This is a genomic window from Blastococcus sp. SYSU DS0616 (assembly GCF_054051015.1).
The window spans coordinates 1-18,226 of record NZ_JBJHAJ010000017.1 but is presented as its reverse complement, the minus strand read 5'-3'; the positions used below and the strand labels follow the sequence as shown (position 1 = coordinate 18,226).

Genomic DNA, 18,226 nt, shown 5'->3' with positions numbered 1-18,226 from the left:
GATGCGCGCCGTCGCACGGCCCCGTCCGGAGGCTCGCCCCGAGCGTGCGAGGGGTGAGGAGGACGGGGTCCTTCTGCTACTTCGGGTCGTGATCCGTCGCGGCGGAGTCGAGGCCCACGACGTCGTCGTCCTTCGTGCCGACGTCGGCGCCCTGCTCGGCACCCTGCGCGCCGACGGCGACCGGCTGCATCGAGCGCAGCAGGATCTGGCTGACGTCGAGCACCTCGACGTGCTCGCCGGCCTCGCCGTTCTGCTTCTTGCTGGTCAGCGCGTCGCTGAGCATCGTGATGCAGAACGGGCACGCGGTGGAGATGACGTCGGGATCGAGCTCGAGGGCCTCCTCGGTGCGCTCCATGTTGATCCGCTTGCCGATCTTCTCCTCCATCCACATGCGGGCACCGCCGGCACCGCAGCAGAAGCCGCGGTCCTTGCAGCGGTGCATCTCCTGCGTGGACAGGCCCTGGACGGAGTCGAGGATCTCCCGCGGGGGCGTGTAGACCTTGTTGTGCCGGCCCAGGAAGCACGGGTCGTGGTAGGTGACCTTGCGGTCGACCGGGGTGACCGGGGTCAGCCGGCCCTCCTCCACCAGCTTGCCGAGCAGCTGGGTGTGGTGCACGACCTCGTACTCGCCGCCGACCTGCGGGTACTCCCGCCCCAGCGAGTTGAAGCAGTGCGGGCAGGTGGCGACGATCTTGCGGGTGCCCGGCACCCGGCCCTCGAAGACGCCGTTGAGGGTCTCGACGTTCTCCATGGCCAGCTGCTGGAAGAGGAACTCGTTGCCCATGCGGCGGGCCGGGTCGCCCGAGCAGGTCTCGCCGTTGCCGAGCACGGCGAACTCGACGCCCGCGGTGTGCAGCAGCTCGGCGACCGCCTTGGTGACCTTCTTGGCGCGGTCGTCGACGGCGCCGGCGCAGCCGACCCAGAACAGGTACTCGACCTCGTGGGGGAGCGGGCCGTCGGCGACGCGGACCTCGAAGTCCATCTCCTTGATCCAGTCCTCGCGGACGTTGCCGCCCATGCCCCACGGGTTCCCGCGCTTCTCGAGGTTGGTCATCATGACCCCGGCCTCGGACGGGAAGTTGGACTCGATCAGCACCTGGTAGCGGCGCATGTCCTGGATGTGGTCGACGTGCTCGATGTCCACCGGGCACTGCTCGACGCAGGCGCCGCAGTTGGTGCAGCTCCACAGGACGTCGGGGTCGATGACCCCGCCCTCCTCGAGGGTGCCGACCAGCGGGCGGTGCGCCTGGGCGTCGTTGGTGCCCTCGATCCGGGCGTAGCCCGACGCCCAGACCTGCTCGTCGCTGGGCTTGAGGAGGTCGTAGTCGGGCGCGGACTCCGACGCCGTCTTCTCACCGAGCAGGTACGGGGCCTTGGCGTACAGGTGGTCCCGCAGGTCCATGATCACCATCTTCGGCGACAGGGGCTTGCCGGTGTTCCAGGCCGGGCACTGGCTCTGGCACCGCCCGCACTCGGTGCAGGTGGTGAAGTCCAGCATCCCCTTCCAGGTGAAGTCCTCGATCTTGCCGCGGCCGAAGACGTCGTCCTCGCCCGGGTCCTCGAAGTCGATCGGCTTGCCGCCGGAGGTCATGGCGGGCAGCGGGCCGAGCGCCGGGGCGCCGTCGGCCTCGCGCTTGAAGTAGATGTTGAAGAAGGCGCTGAACCGGTGCCAGGCGACACCCATGTTGAGGATGCGGCTGATGACCACCAGCCAGGTCAGCGACACCACGATCTTGATGAAGGCGACGATCGAGACGACGTCGGGGTTGTCCGGGAAGAGGTTCGACGCCAGGCTCGCGAACGGGTGCGACCAGGTCGGGGCGTCGTCCAGGCCGGAGGCGACCTTGGCCGCGCGGATGCTGAGGATGCTGATGCCGACGATCAGGACGACGGCCTCGACGAAGTAGCCCCGGCCCTCGTTGGACCCGGCGAAGCGGCTCCTGCGGCCCTGCCGGCGCGGGTGGTCGAGCTGGCGCCGGACGATCAGGTAGATGATCCCGAGGATCGTGCCGGCGCCGATCAGGTCGACGAAGAGGCTCCAGATCGCCCACTCGCCGATGAGCGGCAGGTGGAAGGCCGGGTTCCACACCTCGCCGAACGCCTCGACCAGCGTCAGGAACAGGCCGTAGAAGCCGACGAAGACGAACCAGTGGGCAACGCCGATGGTCGACCACTTCAGCATCCGGGTGTGGCCGATCGACTCGACCACCAGCGTCTTCAGCCGGCTCTTGACCGGGCCGAAGCGGGTGCCGTCGGGCTGGCCGGTGCGGATGATCCGCACCATCGCCCGGACGGCCCGGTAGGCCATCACGGACGCCACGATCAGGAACAGGACGCTGATAGTCCCCAGGACGATCTGCAGCGGGCCCGTCATGTTTTCCCCTCCCGTACGCCTGGCGGCGTCGGTCGTCTCCCGCCGGCCACGCGGGCGACGGGGCTGTGTGTGGTGCGCGCCCCGGTGCACCGGCCGGTGGGCCGGCGCCCGGAACGCATGCGGGCAGGCGCAGCCCGCACTCCAGGGCACGATAGCGGGCGCGCTCAGAGGCTACTCGCCGGTAACCCTGGGCGCGGCGCCGCGGATCGGCGAGCCCGGCCGAGGCGCTCCGCCCAGGGGTGACCCGTGACACGTCCCGTCGTCGTCCACCGATGTGCGACGTGACTGCAGCGTCCCTCCCCGCCACCTGGGTTCGCCGACCCGGGCCCGCGGCTGTCAGCTCAGGCCCGTGCCGCGGGGGTGGGTGTCGCCACCTCCGGCCCGCGCCCGCCGCCTGAGCGTTGTACGCCTGGGCTCGCGGCTACGGGCTTGGGCTGCTCAGCCCGCGCGCACCCGACCTCGCGCACGGGGGGTGGCGGTGAAGCGGCGTCCCGTGGGCGCCGGTGCTGCCAGGAGTTCGCGCAGCCGTGCTTCGACGCGGGGCCAGTCGCGGTCGACGTCCTCGTCGGCCACCCGGATCACGCGGACGCCCAGCGCCCGGAGTTCGTCCTCCCGCCGCTTCTCCTCCCAGAGCACCTGCGCCGGTGTCCGACCGCGCCACGGGTCCGTGTACTTCACCTTCCCGTCGAACTCGACCGCGACGGCGGCCGCTCCGAACCAGGCGTCGACCACGCCGACGAGGCGCCCCTCCGTCCGGATCTCCACCTGGAGCTCCGGCGCCGGGAATGCCGCCCCGAGGATGCGCAGGCGGCCCCGCGTCTCCAACGGCGATTCGGCGCGCCCGTCGGCGAGGGCCACCGCGCGGGCGGCGCGGCGGGCGCCCGGCCACCCCTGGAGCGCCGCCGCTCCCTGGGTGAGCTGCTGCACAGTGATGCGTTTCCGGAGCAGTGCGGCGTCCAGTGCGACCACCGCATCGTCGAGCGGCCACCGGCGCACCACGTCGAGCAGGGTGCGAGCGGTGGTGGTCACGCGGAGCGGCCCCTCGGAGGTGACGTCGTCCGGCCCGAGCGGCGCCTGGGTGATGCGGTAGCCCCGTCCCTGCCGGGACAGCCCGGGGTCGGTCAGGCGGATCGGACCCGCGGTGGAGCGCCTCGGGACCGGCAGCTCCCAGAGGTGTGCGGCCGTCTCGTGGCTCAGCGCCACGGTCGGGCGGTCGAGCTCCAGCAGGACGGCGAGGCACTCCAGCCGGTGGCGGGTGCCGTCTGTCGTCGCCGAGCGGACGGCTTCGGCCGTGGCGTGGACGCCGCGACGGAGGCGGACCCAGGTGCCCGACGAGAGGAGGCGGCGGATCTCGGGGTGGTCGTAGCCGGCGCGGCGGGCGTCCCGCGCGGTGAACAGGCCCAGCTGGCGCTCGGCGGCGGCGCGGAGGAGCGGGTGCACCGGTGCAGTGTCGAGCGTGCGCGGCGGTCGCGGTGGGTGGGCGGCGGATCTGTGGATCACTGCGCGGACCGCCACGGGCTTGTGGGTGCCACCCCAGCGTCGTGCCGCTGAGGGCGCGGCCACGAGGCTGGGGTGACGCGGCGAGGGAACGTGTGACGCGGGGCCCGGGAACACCGCCGCGCAGCTTGCCGTTACGGTGGACAGGAAAGTTGAGCGCACCACGCGCAATGCGGTCGCGCTCGGCTCCTCGCACGGACCAGTACCACCCCCAGCACACGGAAGAGAGGCCATCTCCCATGGCTCGAGCGGTCGGTATCGACCTCGGCACCACCAACTCCGTCGTCACCGTCCTCGAGGGCGGTGAGCCGACGGTCATCGCCAACTCCGAGGGTTCGCGCACCACCCCCTCGGTCGTGGCCTTCGCCAAGAACGGCGAGGTCCTCGTCGGGCAGTCGGCGAAGAACCAGGCGGTCACCAACGTCGACCGCACCATCCGGTCGGTCAAGCGCCACATGGGTACCGACTGGAAGACCGACGAGATCGACGGCAAGAAGTACACGCCGCAGGAGATCTCCGCGCGCATCCTGCAGAAGCTCAAGCGCGACGCCGAGACCTACCTGGGCGAGCCGGTCACCGACGCGGTCATCACCGTCCCCGCCTACTTCGAGGACGCCCAGCGCCAGGCCACGAAGGAGGCCGGTGAGATCGCCGGGCTCAACGTCCTGCGCATCGTCAACGAGCCGACCGCGGCCGCGCTGGCCTACGGCCTGGACAAGGGCGAGACCGAGCAGACGATCCTCGTGTTCGACCTCGGTGGCGGCACCTTCGACGTCTCGCTGCTCGAGATCGGCGACGGCGTCATCGAGGTGAAGGCCACCGCCGGTGACAACCACCTCGGTGGTGACGACTGGGACGAGCGCGTGGTCAAGCACCTGGTGCAGACGTTCAACGCCTCCAACGGCATCGACCTGTCCAAGGACAAGCTGGCCATGCAGCGGCTGCGCGAGGCGGCCGAGAAGGCCAAGATCGAGCTGTCGGGCGCGCAGTCGACGAACGTCAACCTGCCCTACATCACCGCCGGCGCCGAGGGCCCGCTGCACCTGGACGTCACGATGACCCGCGCCGAGTTCCAGCGGCTGACCCAGGACCTGCTCGACCGCACCCGGGCGCCGTTCAACCAGGCGATCCGCGACGCCGGCATCTCCGTCGGCGACATCGACCACGTGGTCCTGGTGGGTGGCTCGACCCGCATGCCGGCCGTCACCGAGCTGGTGCGCGAGCTGACCGGCGGCAAGGAGCCCAACAAGGGCGTCAACCCCGACGAGGTCGTGGCCATCGGCGCCGCGCTCCAGGCCGGTGTCCTCCGCGGCGAGGTCAAGGACGTCCTGCTGCTCGACGTCACCCCGCTGTCCCTGGGCATCGAGACCAAGGGCGGGATCATGACCAAGCTCATCGAGCGGAACACCACGATCCCGACCAAGCGCTCGGAGATCTTCACGACGGCCGACGACAACCAGCCCTCCGTGCAGATCCAGGTGTTCCAGGGCGAGCGCGAGATGGCGATGTACAACAAGAAGCTCGGCATGTTCGAGCTGACCGGGCTGCCCCCGGCGCCGCGCGGCGTCCCGCAGATCGAGGTCGCCTTCGACATCGACGCCAACGGCATCGTCCACGTCCACGCCAAGGACCTGGGCACCGGCAAGGAGCAGTCGATGACCATCACCGGCGGCTCGGCCCTCCCCAAGGAGGACATCGAGCGGATGATGAAGGACGCCGAGGCGCACGCCGAGGAGGACAAGCGCCGCCGCGAGGAGGCCGAGACCCGCAACCTCGCCGAGTCGCTGCAGTACCAGACCGAGAAGTTCCTGGCCGAGAACGGCGACAAGATCCCGGCCGAGAAGAAGGACGAGCTCGGCGAGGCGCTCACCGAGCTGCGCTCGGCCCTCGGCGGCTCGGACATCGACGCCATCAAGTCCGCCCAGGAGAAGGTGGCCCGGGTGTCCCAGGAGGTCGGCGGGGCGCTCTACGCCCAGCAGGCCGAGGCGGCCGGCGGAGCGCCCGGCGCCGAGGCCGGTGCCGAGGCGGGTGCCGGTGCGGCGGGTGGCCAGGCCGCGGGTGACGACGACGTCGTCGACGCCGAGATCGTCGACGAGGACACCGACCGCCGATGACGGACAGGGAAGAGCAGCCGCGGGTCGTGATCCGCGACAGGCGGCGCATCGACCCCATCACTGGCGCAGTGCGGACGCCGGCCGGCGAGCAGCCGGCCGGCGTCCGGCCCGGTACCGACCTCCCAGGGGAGCAGATGAGCGAGCACGACATGCCGGCCGCCGATGAGGCCGCGGGCGCGCAGCAGGGCACGGGGCCGCAGCAGGACCCGGCGGCGCAGCAGGGGACCGAGCCGCAGGGGGGTGCCGCGCCGCAGTCGGCGGCGGACGGCGACCTGGCGCAGCAGCTGACCGAGCGCACCGAGGACCTGCAGCGGGTCACCGCCGAGTACGCCAACTACCGGCGGCGGGTGGACCGTGACCGGTCGCTCGTCGTCGACCAGGCCGCGGAGCGGTTCGCGACCCAGCTGTTCCCGATCGTCGACGACATCGAGCGGGCCCGTGACCACGGCGACCTCACCGGCGCCTTCAAGCTGGTCGCCGACCGCATCCTCGGGTTGCTCGACGGCCTCGGGGTCGAGGCGTTCGGCAAGGCCGGCGACGAGTTCGACCCGTCGCTGCACGAGGCCGTCATGCACGAGACCTCCGCCGAGGTGAGCGTCCCGACGGCCACCACCGTGCTGCGGCAGGGCTTCCGCCGGGGCGAGCGGGTGCTGCGGACCGCCATGGTCGCCGTCACCGAGCCGGAGGCGCCTGCGCGCGCCGAGTCCGCGGCGTCCGCCGAGTCCGGGGAGGCCGCCGAGCCCACCGACCAGGCCGCCGGCTGAGCGGCGTCCGACCGAGCGCGAGAGGGGGCGTCCGATGAGCACCCGTGACTTCATCGAGAAGGACTACTACGGCGCGCTCGGCGTTCCCCAGGACGCCGACGCGGCCGCGATCAAGAAGGCCTACCGCAAGCTGGCCACGGAGCTGCACCCGGACAAGAACCCGGGCAACACCGAGGCCGAGGCGCGGTTCAAGGAGGTCTCCGAGGCCTACGACGTGCTCTCCGATCCCAAGCGGCGCGGTGAGTACGACGACGCGCGACGCCTGTTCGGCGCCGGGGGAGCCGGTGCCCGTGCCGGGTTCCCCGGCGGCTTCCCGGGCGCCGGGCCCGGCGGGCAGCCCTTCGACCTCGGCGACCTGTTCGGCGCAGCCGGCGCCGGGGCGGGCGCCCGGGGGGCCGGTGGCCTGGGCGACATCCTGGGCGGGCTGTTCGGTGGGGCCGGTGGCGCGCGTGCGCGCAGCCAGGCCGCGTCCGGGCCCGCGCGGGGTCAGGACGTCGAGACCGAGGCGACGCTCTCCTTCGAGGAGGCCGTGCTCGGCGTCACCGTGCCGCTGCGGATGCAGAGCCCGGGCAGCTGCCCGACCTGCGCCGGCAGCGGCGCCCGCCCCGGCACCTCCCCGCACACCTGCCCGGTGTGCCAGGGCGCTGGTGTGACCAGTCGGAGCCAGGGCGCCTTCGCCTTCTCCGAGCCGTGCCGCAACTGCCGCGGCAGCGGCCAGGTCGTCGAGGACCCGTGCCCCACCTGCGCCGGGAGCGGGGTCACCAGCCAGACCCGCACCATCACCGTGCGGATCCCGGCGGGGGTCAAGGACGGTCAGCGGATCCGGCTGCCCGGCAAGGGAGCACCCGGGCGGCGCGGTGGCCCGGCCGGCGACCTGTTCGTCGTCGTCCACGTCGCGGAGCACCAGCTGTTCGGGCGCAAGGGCGAGGACCTCACCCTGACCGTGCCGATCACCTTCGCCGAGGCGGCGCTGGGCACCACGCTGACCGTGCCGACCCTGGACGGCACCGTGTCCCTCAAGGTGCCCGCCGGCACCGCGAGCGGCCGCACGCTGCGGGTCCGCGGGCGGGGGGTGCCCACCAAGGGCCGCACCGGCGACCTGCTCGTGACCGTCGAGATCGCCGTCCCCGCGCGGCTGACCCCGGCGCAGCGCAAGGCGGTCGAGGCCCTGGCCGAGGAGATGGACGAGGACCCGCGCCCGCAGATCACCGCCGCGGTGCGGCGTGGAGGTGAGGGATGACCAGGCCGTCGGGTGGCCCGCTCGGTGAGGCGGGCCCGGCCGTCGCCGACGACGCCCCGGTGTTCGTGATCTCCGTGGCGGCCCAGCTGGCCGGGATGCACGCGCAGACGCTGCGGCAGTACGACCGGCTGGGGCTGGTCAGCCCCGGCCGGACCTCCGGCGGAGGGCGGCGGTACAGCCCCCGCGACGTCGCACTGCTGCGCGAGGTGCAGCGGCTGTCGCAGGAGGACGGGGTCAACCTGGCCGGCATCAAGCGGATCATCGAGCTGGAGTCCCAGGTCGAGGCGCTGCAGGCCCGGGTGCACGAGCTGCTCGAGGAGCTGCAGCACTCCGAGAACCGGCGAATGGCCGCGGAGGCGGCGATCCCGGCGGCCTACCGGGCCGATCTGGTGCCGCACCGGCGGCAGAGCTCGGCCCTCGTCGTCTGGCGCCCGGGAGGTGCCCGGTGAGCGGGCCGGACGCCGACGCCCACGAGGCATTCGTCTCGCTGGAGCGGGAGATCGGTCTGCTGCTCCGGCGGTCCCGGGCCATCTCGACCCGGCTGGCGCGTGAGCTGCACCCCGATCTGGACGGCGCCGCGTACGGGCTGCTGGCGCTGTTGCAGGACGCCGGGCCGCTGCGGGCCAGTGACCTGGTCGCGCGGCTGGGGCTGGACAAGAGCACCGTCAGCCGCCAGTTGTCCAGCCTCGTGGACCTGGGACTGGTCGACCGGGCGGCGGACCCCGACGACGGCCGGGCGCAGGTGCTGAGGCCGTCCGCCGAGGGGGCCGCGCGGCTGGCCGGCATCCGGACGGCCCGCCGGGCCCGCTGGGAGAGCGACCTCGCCGACTGGCCGGCCGAGGACGTCGCGACGCTCGCCGTCCTCCTCGAGCGACTGAACCGGATCGGCGAGGCGCGCGAGGCAGAGTCCACGGAGCGCTGACCCGCCCGGCCGGGGGTGGCCGACGACACAGGAAGCTTCGTTGCAGACCGCAACCATATGATCGTATGGTTGCGGTCTACAAGCGTTTTCTCCGTCCTGAGGACGTCCCATGCCCATGCACCCCGACACACGTGACCGCCTCACCGCCGGCGTCGCCCAGCTGATCCGCGCCGGACGGCACCTGAGCTCCCGCGCGGCCGTGCAACTGCACGGCGACCTGCCGTCGTTCGGCTGGCCCCTGCTCGCCCCGCTGGAACGGCAGGACGACCTCCGCTGCAGCGCGCTCGCCGCCCTCGCCGGGGTCGACGGCTCCGTCGCCAGCCGGCAGCTGGCCGCCCTGGAGCGGGCAGGCTACGTCCACCGCCGCCCCGATCCCCGCGACGGCCGGGCCGCGCTCTTCCGGCTCACCGACCAGGGAGCCCGGGCGCTCGCCACCTCGCGGGCGCTGCGTGCGGAGTGGGCGCTGACCGCCCTGGCCGGCTGGGACGAGGCGGACGCCCGGCGGCTCGCCGATCTGCTCGATCGGCTGGTGGCCGACATCGACGTCGTCGGCGGGCAGCCGCGCATCGATCCCGTGGCGGCGGCCCGATGACCGCCCGGCCCTCGCTCCCGCCCCGTTCTGCGCCAGTTCCGTCCAGGAGTCCCGTGAGCACCGTCCAGACCTCCGCGCCCGAGGCGCCCGTCGAGCAGCAGGGGAGGATGACGCACCGTCAGGTGCTGGAGGCCCTCTCCGGCATGTTGCTGGCGATGTTCGTGGCGTTCCTGTCCTCGACCGTCGTCTCCAACGCGCTGCCGACGATCATCACCGAGCTGCGGGGCACGCAGAACCAGTACACCTGGGTGATCACGGCGACCCTGCTGGCCTCGACGGCGTCCACGCCGATCTGGGGCAAGCTCGCCGACCTGTTCAGCAAGAAGCTGCTGATCCAGCTGTCGATCGTCATCTTCATCGTCGGCTCGATGCTGGCCGGCCTCGCGCAGTCGGTGGACACGCTCATCGCGTGGCGCGTCCTGCAGGGCCTGGGCCTCGGCGGCCTGCAGGCGCTGGTGCAGATCGCGATGGCCGCGATGATCAGCCCGCGCGAGCGCGGTCGCTACTCCGGTCTGCTGGGTGCCGTCATGGCGGTCGCCACGGTCGGCGGTCCGCTGCTGGGCGGCCTGCTGGTCGACACCAGCTGGCTCGGCTGGCGCTGGTGCTTCTACGTCGGCGTCCCGTTCGCCGCCGTCGCGCTGGTGCTGCTGCAGCGCACCCTGCACCTGCCGGTGACGAAGCGAGCCGTGACGATCGACTACCTCGGTGCCGCCCTCCTCGCCGCTGCGGTCTCGGCCCTGCTCATCTGGGTCACCCTGGCCGGCAGCAGCTTCGCGTGGGCCTCGGTCGAGACGGCGCTGTTCCTCGGCGGGGCGGCGCTGGCAGTGGTGGCGTTCCTCGTGACCGAGCTGCGGGCCGCGGAGCCGATCGTGCCGCTGCGGCTGTTCCGGGACCGCACCACCACGCTCGCCATCATCGCCAGCGTCGCCGTCGGCATGGCGATGTTCGGCTCCACGGTGTTCCTGGGCCAGTACCTGCAGATCTCCCGCGGGTACTCGCCCACCGAGGCCGGGCTGCTCACCATCCCGATGGTCGGCGGCCTGCTGATCTCCTCCACGGTCTCCGGTCTGCTCATCACCCGGTTCGGCCGGTGGAAGTCCTACCTGACGGCCGGTTCGGTCCTGGTCGTCGCCGGCTTCGCGCTGCTCGCGACGATCGATCACGAGACCGACATGGTCCTGCTGAGCTTCTTCCTGTTCGTGCTCGGCGTCGGGATCGGGATGAGCATGCAGAACCTCGTCCTCGCCGTGCAGAACACCGTGGCGGCGACCGATCTGGGGGCGGCGAGCTCCGCGGTCGCCTTCTTCCGCAGCCTCGGCGGCACGATCGGCGTCTCGGTGCTCGGTGCGGTGCTGAGCAACCACGTCGGGAACCTGATCCGGGGCGGCCTGGCCGACATCCCCGGTGCGGCCGAGGCCGCCGCGGCAGGTGGCGGGGACATCGGCCTGGCCGATCTCGCGGATGCGCCGGCGCCGATCCAGGAGCTCATCCGCATCTCCTACGGCGACGCGACCGGCCGGGTCTTCCTGATCTCCGCCGTCGTGGCGGTCGTCGCCGTCCTCGCGGTGCTGTTCATCCGCGAGGTGGCGCTGCGCACCGAGACCGGTGACGAGCGCCAGGCGGCCGAGCGTTCCGACGCCGTGCGCATCGACACCGACGCCATCGAGGGCCGGGACGCCGGGGGCGAGCGCACCGACGAGGTGGCGCACGCCGGATCCGGGGCCGCCACCCGCTGACCTGACCGTCCGACGGCCCGTCTCCCTCGGGGAGGCGGGCCGTCGCCGTTCAGCCGGAGGTCACCCCTCCAGCGAGGCGTCCAGCGTGATCTCGGTACCGGCCAGCGCCTTGCTCACCGGGCAGCCGGCCTTGGCCGCCTGCGCGGCCTTGTCGAAGCCGGCGGCGTCCAGGCCGTCGACCTCGCCGCGCACGGTGAGCTTGACCCCGGTGATCGCCGGGGCTCCGTCCTGCTGGCCGAGCGTGACGTCGGCCGAGACCTCGAGCGACTGCGGGGTGCCGCCGGCCTTGCCGATCTCACTGGAGAGCGCCATGGCGAAGCAGGCGGAGTGCGCCGCCGCGATCAGCTCCTCGGGGCTGGTGGCACCGGCTGCCTCGTCGGCGGTGCGCTTGGGGAACGACACCTCGTAGGTGCCGATCTTGGAGCTGGAGAGCTCCACCTGTCCCGAGCCCTCCTGGAGGGTCCCGTTCCAGGCGGTGCGGGCGGTACGAGTGGGCATGTCGTCCCTTCGGGCCGTGGCCGCCCCTGGCTCGGGCGGCACCGTGGCCGCCCTCCTACCCGCTCGGGCGGAGCCCTACCGTCCGGACTCGGCCTGCTCCGCGGCCGCGCCGTTGACCCGGTCGGTGAGCAACCGGAGCCGGGCCTTCAGGTCGTCGAACTCGCTGGCGTCGAACCCGATCGCGCCGATCATCTCCTCGGAGATGGCCATGGCCTTGTCCTGCAGCGCCCGGCCCGCGTCGGTGAGCGCGATCGAGACCGACCGCTCGTCCTCGACCCGCCGGTGGCGGGTGACCAGCCCCGCGGCCGTCAGGCGCTTGAGCAGCGGCGACAGCGTGCCGCTGTCCAGGGCCAGGCGGGAGCCGAGCTGGCCGACCGTCTGGTTGTCGGACTCCCAGAGGAGCAGCATCACCAGGTACTGGGGGTAGGTCAGACCGATCGCGTCGAGCATGGGGCGGTACCGCGCGGTCACCGCCCGGGACGCGGCGTACAGCGCGAAGCACAGCTGATCGTCGAGTGCGACGCTCGGGGCTGGCAGGGCGGTCATGTCGCCAGTCTAGGGGCTGGCGTCAGCGGACTCGGGACTTTCCGCCCTTGCGCCTCCCCGGATGGGCGACCTAACGGCCGGTGGGGACCCGCGGGGACGGTCGAACGGGCAGAGTTGAGCGGAACAGACTCAACCCATGGTTCGTTGCAGGAGTCGATGGCGCCGCCCACGGACGGACGGCGTCCCCCAGCCACCCGAAAGGACGTGCGTCCGAGCATGGAGAGCAAGCTCACGACCCGCTCGCAGGAGGCCGTCGCCGGCGCTCAGCGTCTCGCCGTCGGCCGGGGTCAGGCGGCCCTGGAGCCGCTGCACCTGTTGGTCGCCCTGCTGGAGCAGGCCGACGGCATCGCCGGTCCACTGCTGACCGCGGTCGGTGCCGACCCGGCCGACGTGCGCAGCAAGGCCGACGCCGCGCTGCGCCGCATGCCGAGCGTCAGCGGCGCGACGGTCTCCGCGCCCGCACCCTCGCGCGAGTTCCTCCGGGTGATCAACGCCGCGTCGGAGCAGGCCGGGGCCCTCGGCGACGAGTACGTCTCCACGGAGCACCTGCTGGTCGGGCTGGCCGGCTCGGAGGGCGAGGCCGGGGCCGTGCTCACCAGCGCCGGTGCCACCCGTGACGCGCTGCTGGCGGCCTTCCGCACTGTGCGCGGCAACCGCAAGGTGACCAGCGCCGACCCCGAGGCCACCTACCAGGCGCTCGAGAAGTTCGCCGTCGACCTGACCGAGCGCGCCCGTGACGGCAAGATCGACCCGGTCATCGGCCGCGACACCGAGATCCGCCGCGTGGTGCAGGTGCTCTCCCGCCGGACCAAGAACAACCCCGTCCTCATCGGCGAGCCGGGTGTCGGCAAGACGGCCATCGTCGAGGGCCTGGCCCAGCGGATCGTCGCCGGTGACGTCCCGGAGAGCCTCAAGGGCAAGCGGCTCATGGCGCTGGACCTGGCGTCCATGGTCGCCGGCGCGAAGTACCGCGGTGAGTTCGAGGAGCGGCTGAAGGCCGTCCTGCAGGAGATCACCGAGGCCGAGGGCGAGATCATCACCTTCATCGACGAGCTGCACACCATCGTCGGTGCCGGCGCGACCGGCGACGGCGCCATGGACGCCGGCAACATGATCAAGCCGATGCTCGCCCGCGGCGAGCTCCGCATGGTCGGCGCCACCACGCTCGACGAGTACCGCGAGCACATCGAGAAGGATCCGGCGCTGGAGCGGCGCTTCCAGCAGGTCTTCGTCGGCGAGCCCAGCGTCGAGGACACCATCGGCATCCTGCGCGGCCTCAAGGAGCGCTACGAGGTGCACCACGGCGTGCGCATCACCGACGGCGCGATCGTCGCCGCCGCCACGCTGTCGGACCGGTACGTCACGTCCCGGTTCCTGCCCGACAAGGCGATCGACCTGGTGGACGAGGCCGCCAGCCGGCTGCGCATGGAGATCGACAGCCGGCCGGTGGAGGTCGACGAGGTCGAGCGCGCCGTCCGGCGGCTGGAGATCGAGGAGATGGCGCTGGCCAAGGAGGACGACCCGTCGTCCCTCGAGCGGCTGGCCGCGCTGCGCGAGGACCTCGCCGACAAGCGCGAGGAGCTGGCCGAGCTGACCGCGCGCTGGCAGCAGGACAAGAGCGCCATCACCCGCATCCAGCAGATCAAGGAGGAGCTGGAGCGGCTGCGGCTGGAGGCCGAGCGCGCGGAGCGCGAGGGTGAGCTCGCCCGGGTCGCCGAGCTGCGCTACGGGCGCCTGCCGCAGCTGGAGAAGGCGCTGACCGAGGCCGAGGCGTCGGTCGAGGAGCAGGCCTCCATGCTGAAGGAGGAGGTCGGCCCCGACGACATCGCCGAGGTCGTCCAGGCCTGGACCGGCATCCCCGCCGGCCGGCTGCTGGAGGGCGAGACCCAGAAGCTGCTGCGCATGGAGGAGGAGCTCGGTGGGCGGGTCGTCGGGCAGCCGGATGCGGTGCGGGCGGTCTCCGACGCCGTCCGGCGGGCGCGCTCCGGCGTCGCAGACCCCGACCGGCCGACCGGCTCGTTCCTGTTCCTCGGCCCCACCGGCGTCGGCAAGACCGAGCTGGCGAAGGCGCTGGCGGGCTTCCTGTTCGACGACGAGCGGGCCATGGTCCGCGTCGACATGAGCGAGTACTCCGAGAAGCACTCGGTGGCCCGGCTCGTGGGGGCCCCTCCCGGCTACGTCGGCTACGAGGCCGGCGGTCAGCTCACCGAGGCGGTGCGCCGCCGTCCGTACACCGTCGTCCTGCTCGACGAGGTGGAGAAGGCGCACCCCGACGTCTTCGACGTCCTGCTGCAGGTGCTCGACGACGGGCGGCTGACCGACGGCCAGGGCCGGACCGTGGACTTCCGCAACACGATCCTGATCCTGACGTCGAACCTCGGATCGCAGATCATCGCCGACCAGTCGGTGCCCGAGGAGCGGCGCCGCGACGCCGTGCTGGGCGTCGTGCGGTCGCACTTCAAGCCGGAGTTCCTCAACCGCCTCGACGACGTCGTGGTGTTCCGGGCGCTGGGCAGCGAGGAGCTGACCGGGATCGTCGACATCCAGGTCGGCGTCCTGGCCCGCCGGCTGGCCGCCCGCCGGCTGACCCTGACGGTCACCGATGCCGCGCGCGACTGGCTGGCGCTCAACGGCTTCGACCCGGTCTACGGGGCCCGGCCGCTGCGCCGGCTGGTGCAGTCGGCGATCGGCGACCAGCTGGCCAAGGCGCTGCTGGCCGGGGAGATCCGGGACGGCGACGAGGTCGTCGTCGACTGGCCGGGTGGTGACGTCGAGGGGCTGCGCGTCACCCGCGGCGCGTAACCGCCCGCGGGCGGGCCTGGCCCCCGTCGCCGCGCCCGCCGGGCCCCCTGCGGTCCGGTGGGCGCGCCGTCCGATCGGGTGGGACCGCGTGCCCTGCTGGTCCCCGCCCGCGTCGTCGTCGATGATCGCGGCGACGACGGGGACCGGGGAGGCGGAGGCACGATGACGGCGGGGCAGGACGACCAGCACGGCCAGCAGCAGGGGCAGCCCGAGGGGCAGGGCGACCGGCCGCAGCCGGGGTGGGGTCAGCCCTCGGGCCAGCCGCCCCACGGCCAGCCGCCCCACGGCCAGCCGCCCTACGGGGGTCAGCCCCCGTACGGAGGTCAGCCCCCGTACGGAGGTCAGCCCCCGTACGGAGGTCAGCCGCCGTACGGAGGGCAGCCGCCCTACGGCCAGGGACCGCAGAACCCGTACGGCCAGAACCCGTACGGCCAGAACCCGTACGGCCAGAACCCGTACGGCTACGCCCCCGCGCCCTCGGCCCCCACGGGCGGAGGGCCCGGCACGCCGGCACCCCTGGACCGCCCGGTCACGGTGCGCGCCGGGATCGGCGCCTTCCTCGCCGCACTGGTGCTCAGCGCCGTCGCCGCCGTCGCCACGCTGCTCAACTGGGACGAGTTCGTGGCCTGGACGCTGGACGAGTCGGGCACCGACCTGGAAGGGCCCGAGTTCGAGGGCCTCGACCCCGAGGCGTTCGCCGAGATCATCGGCCAGATCACGATCGGCATCACGGTCCTGGTGCTCGCGCTGCAGTTGCTGTTCCTGTGGTTCGCCTGGCAGGGCCGCAACTGGGCGCGGATCGTGCTGTGGGTCCTCGGTGGCCTCACGCTGCTCACCGGCCCGTTCAACGCCGTTGCCAGCGGGCCGCTGCCGTTCGTCAACACGCTCACGTGGTTCCAGCTCGCCCTCACCGCCGCCGGGGTCGTGCTGCTGGCGGCGAAGCCGTCCAACGACTGGTACCGCTTCCGCAAGTGGCAGCGCGCCACCGGGCAGGGCTGAGCCGGGGCGGCCCTCAGCCGGGACCGGCGTTCACCCAGTCCCGCGTCGTGCGCGCCGCCAGGCTGGTCGCCGCCGCGACCGACAGCACGAGCAGGAGGAGCGCGACGACGGTGGTGCCACCCGCGGTGAACATCGTGGACAGCAGCACCACCGCCAGCACGATCGTCGCGACCAGCCCGGTCCACCGGCCCCACCGGTGGCGGCCCGCCAGCGCCCAGGCCGAGACGCCGTAGCCGACCCCGAGGACGAGCGGGACGGTGGTGTTGACCAGCAGGAACTGCTGCGCCTCGTCCCGGGTGAGCCCGCCCTCGGTCAGCACCTCGACGACGCCCTCACGCCCGAGCCAGGTGATCGTCACGTAGAGCACGAGCAGGGCGGCGAGGGTCGCCAGCAGGGCGATGGCGACCCTCGCCGACGGCGGTGCCTGCCGGGTCGGGTCTCCGTCGGCGGGGCGGGGGCGGGGTTCGCGCGGCACGCGTCCAGCCTGGCAGACGGCCCGGCCGCAGCACCGCGCCCGCGGCCGGCGCACGCGCGATCGTGACCCCGCCGTCGCACGGGAACAGACAGGATCACCACCATGACGCGCACCCCGACCCGCCGCGTTCTGCTCATCGCCGTCTCCAGCCTGGCGATCACGCTGAGCGCCTGCGGCTCCGACGACCCTGCCGGCAGCACCGCCGGCACCACCCCCGCCACCACCAGCTCCGCGCCGGAGACGAGTGCGGCGGCGCCGGCCTTCGACGGGCCGTTCGGCGAGGGCTGCGCAGCGGTGCCCGCCGAGGGCCCGGGCAGCTTCGAGGGCATGAGCGCCGATCCGGTGGCCACCGCGGCCGGCAACACCCCGGCGCTGTCGACCCTCGTGCAGGCCGTGCAGGCCGCGAACCTGGTCGAGACCCTGAACACCACGGAGGACATCACCGTCCTGGCACCGTCGAACCCGGCGTTCGAAGCCCTCCCCCCGGACGCGCTGAACGGGCTGCTCGCCGACACCCCGGCGTTGACCGCGGTGCTCACCCACCACCTCATCCCGGGCCGCCTGGCCGCGGACGAGCTGGCCGGCACGCACGCCACGCTGAGCAACGACGAGGTGACCATCGAGCGCTCCGGCGAGAACTTCACCATCGGCGCCGAGGCGACCATCGTCGGCGAGGACGCGACGGTGGTGTGCGGCAACGTGCAGACGGCGAACGCGACCGTCTACATCATCGACCAGGTGCTCCAGCCCGCCGGCCTGTGAGGGCCGGTGCGTCGCCCGGACTCCGCCGGGCGAGGCGCTCAGTAGGGTCCGTGCCATGGAGAAGGACCTCGTTCCCCCCCACACCTCGTCCCTCGGCGCGGGCCCCTGGAGCGAGGCCTCGCTGCCCGACCGCGACCGGCTGCTGCAGCTGATCCTCGACCTCGCCGTGGTGCACGGGAAGGTCACGCTCTCCTCCGGGCAGGAGGCCGACTGGTACATCGACATGCGCCGGCTCACGCTGCACCACGAGGGCGCGCCGCTGGTCGGGCGCGTGATGCGGCAGCTCACCGGCGACCTGCGCTACGACGTCGTCGGCGGGCTCACCCTCGGCGCCGACCCGGTCGCCACGGCGATGCTGCACGCCGCCGCGGCGGGCGAGGGCTTCCTCGACGCCTGCGTCGTCCGCAAGGCGGGCAAGGCCCACGGCCTGCAGCGCCGGATCGAGGGGCCGGACGTCGCCGGCCGCGCCGTCCTGGTCGTCGAGGACGTCTCCACCACCGGCGGCAGCCCGCTGACCGCGGCGCAGGCGTTGCAGGAGGCCGGCGCGGAGGTGGTCGCGATCGCGGTGATCGTCGACCGCGGTGGGCGCGCGGCGGTGGAGGAGGCCGGTTTCGAGTACCGGGCCGCCTTCACCCTCGCCGACCTCGACCTCGCCTAGCCCGTCCGTGGGGGGGGGGGGGGGGGGGGGGGGGGGGGGGGGGGGGGGGGGGGGGGGGGGGGGGGGGGGGGGGGGGGGGGGGGGGGGGGGGGGGGGGGGGGGGGGTTGTCCCCCCCCAACCCCCCCCCCCCCCCCAACAGCGGCGCTAGATCAGTCCAGCGCGATCGGCATCAGCATGCTGAGGTCGCCGGACCGGCCCGGTGCCCGCATGACCAGCGGCGCGATCGGCCCGTCGAGGTCGAGCACC

At 73.1% G+C, this 18,226-nt stretch carries 16 protein-coding genes; 11 read left to right on the top strand and 5 right to left on the bottom strand.

The window, feature by feature from the left end:
• Positions 1 to 76 precede the first annotated feature (76 nt).
• Both ACI79K_RS13595 and ACI79K_RS13590 read right to left on the bottom strand, forming a co-directional pair.
• On the bottom strand, positions 77 to 2,374 hold the full coding sequence (locus ACI79K_RS13595; protein ID WP_456590126.1) for a (Fe-S)-binding protein: 2,298 nt from the start codon (positions 2,372 to 2,374) through the stop codon (positions 77 to 79).
• A 438-nt stretch (positions 2,375 to 2,812) separates the two neighbouring features.
• Positions 2,813 to 3,814, bottom strand: coding sequence for a type IV toxin-antitoxin system AbiEi family antitoxin domain-containing protein (locus tag ACI79K_RS13590; protein WP_456599959.1), 1,002 nt, complete (start codon positions 3,812 to 3,814; stop codon positions 2,813 to 2,815).
• Between the two features lie 296 nt (positions 3,815 to 4,110).
• On the opposite strand from ACI79K_RS13590, the gene dnaK reads away from it, so the two are divergent.
• The 7 genes from dnaK (at position 4,111) to ACI79K_RS13555 (ending at position 11,239) form a co-directional block, all read left to right on the top strand.
• Positions 4,111 to 5,985, top strand: a complete 1,875-nt coding sequence (dnaK, locus tag ACI79K_RS13585; protein ID WP_456599958.1) for a molecular chaperone DnaK — start codon at positions 4,111 to 4,113, stop codon at positions 5,983 to 5,985.
• A complete protein-coding gene (gene grpE / locus ACI79K_RS13580; RefSeq protein ID WP_456599957.1) occupies positions 5,982 to 6,749 on the top strand; it encodes a nucleotide exchange factor GrpE in 768 nt (255 codons plus the stop codon). The genes dnaK and grpE overlap by 4 nt, the downstream gene beginning before the upstream one ends.
• A 34-nt stretch (positions 6,750 to 6,783) precedes the next feature.
• Positions 6,784 to 7,989, top strand: coding sequence for a molecular chaperone DnaJ (gene dnaJ, locus ACI79K_RS13575; protein WP_456590130.1), 1,206 nt, complete (start codon positions 6,784 to 6,786; stop codon positions 7,987 to 7,989).
• A complete protein-coding gene (locus tag ACI79K_RS13570) occupies positions 7,986 to 8,438 on the top strand; it encodes a heat shock protein transcriptional repressor HspR (protein WP_456590131.1) in 453 nt (150 codons plus the stop codon). Before dnaJ ends, ACI79K_RS13570 begins: the two co-directional genes overlap by 4 nt.
• On the top strand, positions 8,435 to 8,911 hold the full coding sequence (locus tag ACI79K_RS13565) for a MarR family winged helix-turn-helix transcriptional regulator (RefSeq protein ID WP_456599956.1): 477 nt from the start codon (positions 8,435 to 8,437) through the stop codon (positions 8,909 to 8,911). Before ACI79K_RS13570 ends, ACI79K_RS13565 begins: the two co-directional genes overlap by 4 nt.
• A 109-nt stretch (positions 8,912 to 9,020) precedes the next feature.
• Positions 9,021 to 9,503, top strand: coding sequence for a MarR family winged helix-turn-helix transcriptional regulator (locus ACI79K_RS13560; RefSeq protein ID WP_456590133.1), 483 nt, complete (start codon positions 9,021 to 9,023; stop codon positions 9,501 to 9,503).
• Positions 9,504 to 9,556: 53 nt separating this feature from the next.
• Positions 9,557 to 11,239, top strand: a complete 1,683-nt coding sequence (locus tag ACI79K_RS13555) for a DHA2 family efflux MFS transporter permease subunit (protein ID WP_456599955.1) — start codon at positions 9,557 to 9,559, stop codon at positions 11,237 to 11,239.
• Positions 11,240 to 11,299: 60 nt separating this feature from the next.
• Here ACI79K_RS13555 and ACI79K_RS13550 read toward each other — a convergent pair whose 3' ends face one another.
• Positions 11,300 to 11,737 (bottom strand): OsmC family protein, encoded by a 438-nt coding sequence (locus ACI79K_RS13550; RefSeq protein ID WP_456590135.1) that lies wholly within the window; start codon positions 11,735 to 11,737, stop codon positions 11,300 to 11,302.
• A 75-nt stretch (positions 11,738 to 11,812) separates the two neighbouring features.
• Positions 11,813 to 12,283, bottom strand: coding sequence for a MarR family winged helix-turn-helix transcriptional regulator (locus ACI79K_RS13545; protein WP_456590136.1), 471 nt, complete (start codon positions 12,281 to 12,283; stop codon positions 11,813 to 11,815).
• 216 nt (positions 12,284 to 12,499) lie between these two features.
• On the opposite strand from ACI79K_RS13545, the gene clpB reads away from it, so the two are divergent.
• Both clpB and ACI79K_RS13535 read left to right on the top strand, forming a co-directional pair.
• Positions 12,500 to 15,085 (top strand): ATP-dependent chaperone ClpB, encoded by a 2,586-nt coding sequence (clpB, locus tag ACI79K_RS13540; protein WP_456590137.1) that lies wholly within the window; start codon positions 12,500 to 12,502, stop codon positions 15,083 to 15,085.
• Positions 15,086 to 15,247: 162 nt separating this feature from the next.
• A complete protein-coding gene (locus ACI79K_RS13535; protein ID WP_456599954.1) occupies positions 15,248 to 16,084 on the top strand; it encodes a hypothetical protein in 837 nt (278 codons plus the stop codon).
• A 13-nt stretch (positions 16,085 to 16,097) separates the two neighbouring features.
• Here the strand turns inward: ACI79K_RS13535 and ACI79K_RS13530 are convergent, their stop codons facing one another.
• Positions 16,098 to 16,559, bottom strand: a complete 462-nt coding sequence (locus tag ACI79K_RS13530; protein ID WP_456599953.1) for a hypothetical protein — start codon at positions 16,557 to 16,559, stop codon at positions 16,098 to 16,100.
• A 102-nt stretch (positions 16,560 to 16,661) separates the two neighbouring features.
• On the opposite strand from ACI79K_RS13530, the gene ACI79K_RS13525 reads away from it, so the two are divergent.
• Both ACI79K_RS13525 and pyrE read left to right on the top strand, forming a co-directional pair.
• Positions 16,662 to 17,321 (top strand): fasciclin domain-containing protein, encoded by a 660-nt coding sequence (locus tag ACI79K_RS13525; RefSeq protein ID WP_456599952.1) that lies wholly within the window; start codon positions 16,662 to 16,664, stop codon positions 17,319 to 17,321.
• A gap of 55 nt (positions 17,322 to 17,376) precedes the next feature.
• Positions 17,377 to 17,979 (top strand): orotate phosphoribosyltransferase, encoded by a 603-nt coding sequence (pyrE, locus tag ACI79K_RS13520; RefSeq protein WP_456590141.1) that lies wholly within the window; start codon positions 17,377 to 17,379, stop codon positions 17,977 to 17,979.
• Positions 17,980 to 18,226: the final 247 nt, after the last annotated feature.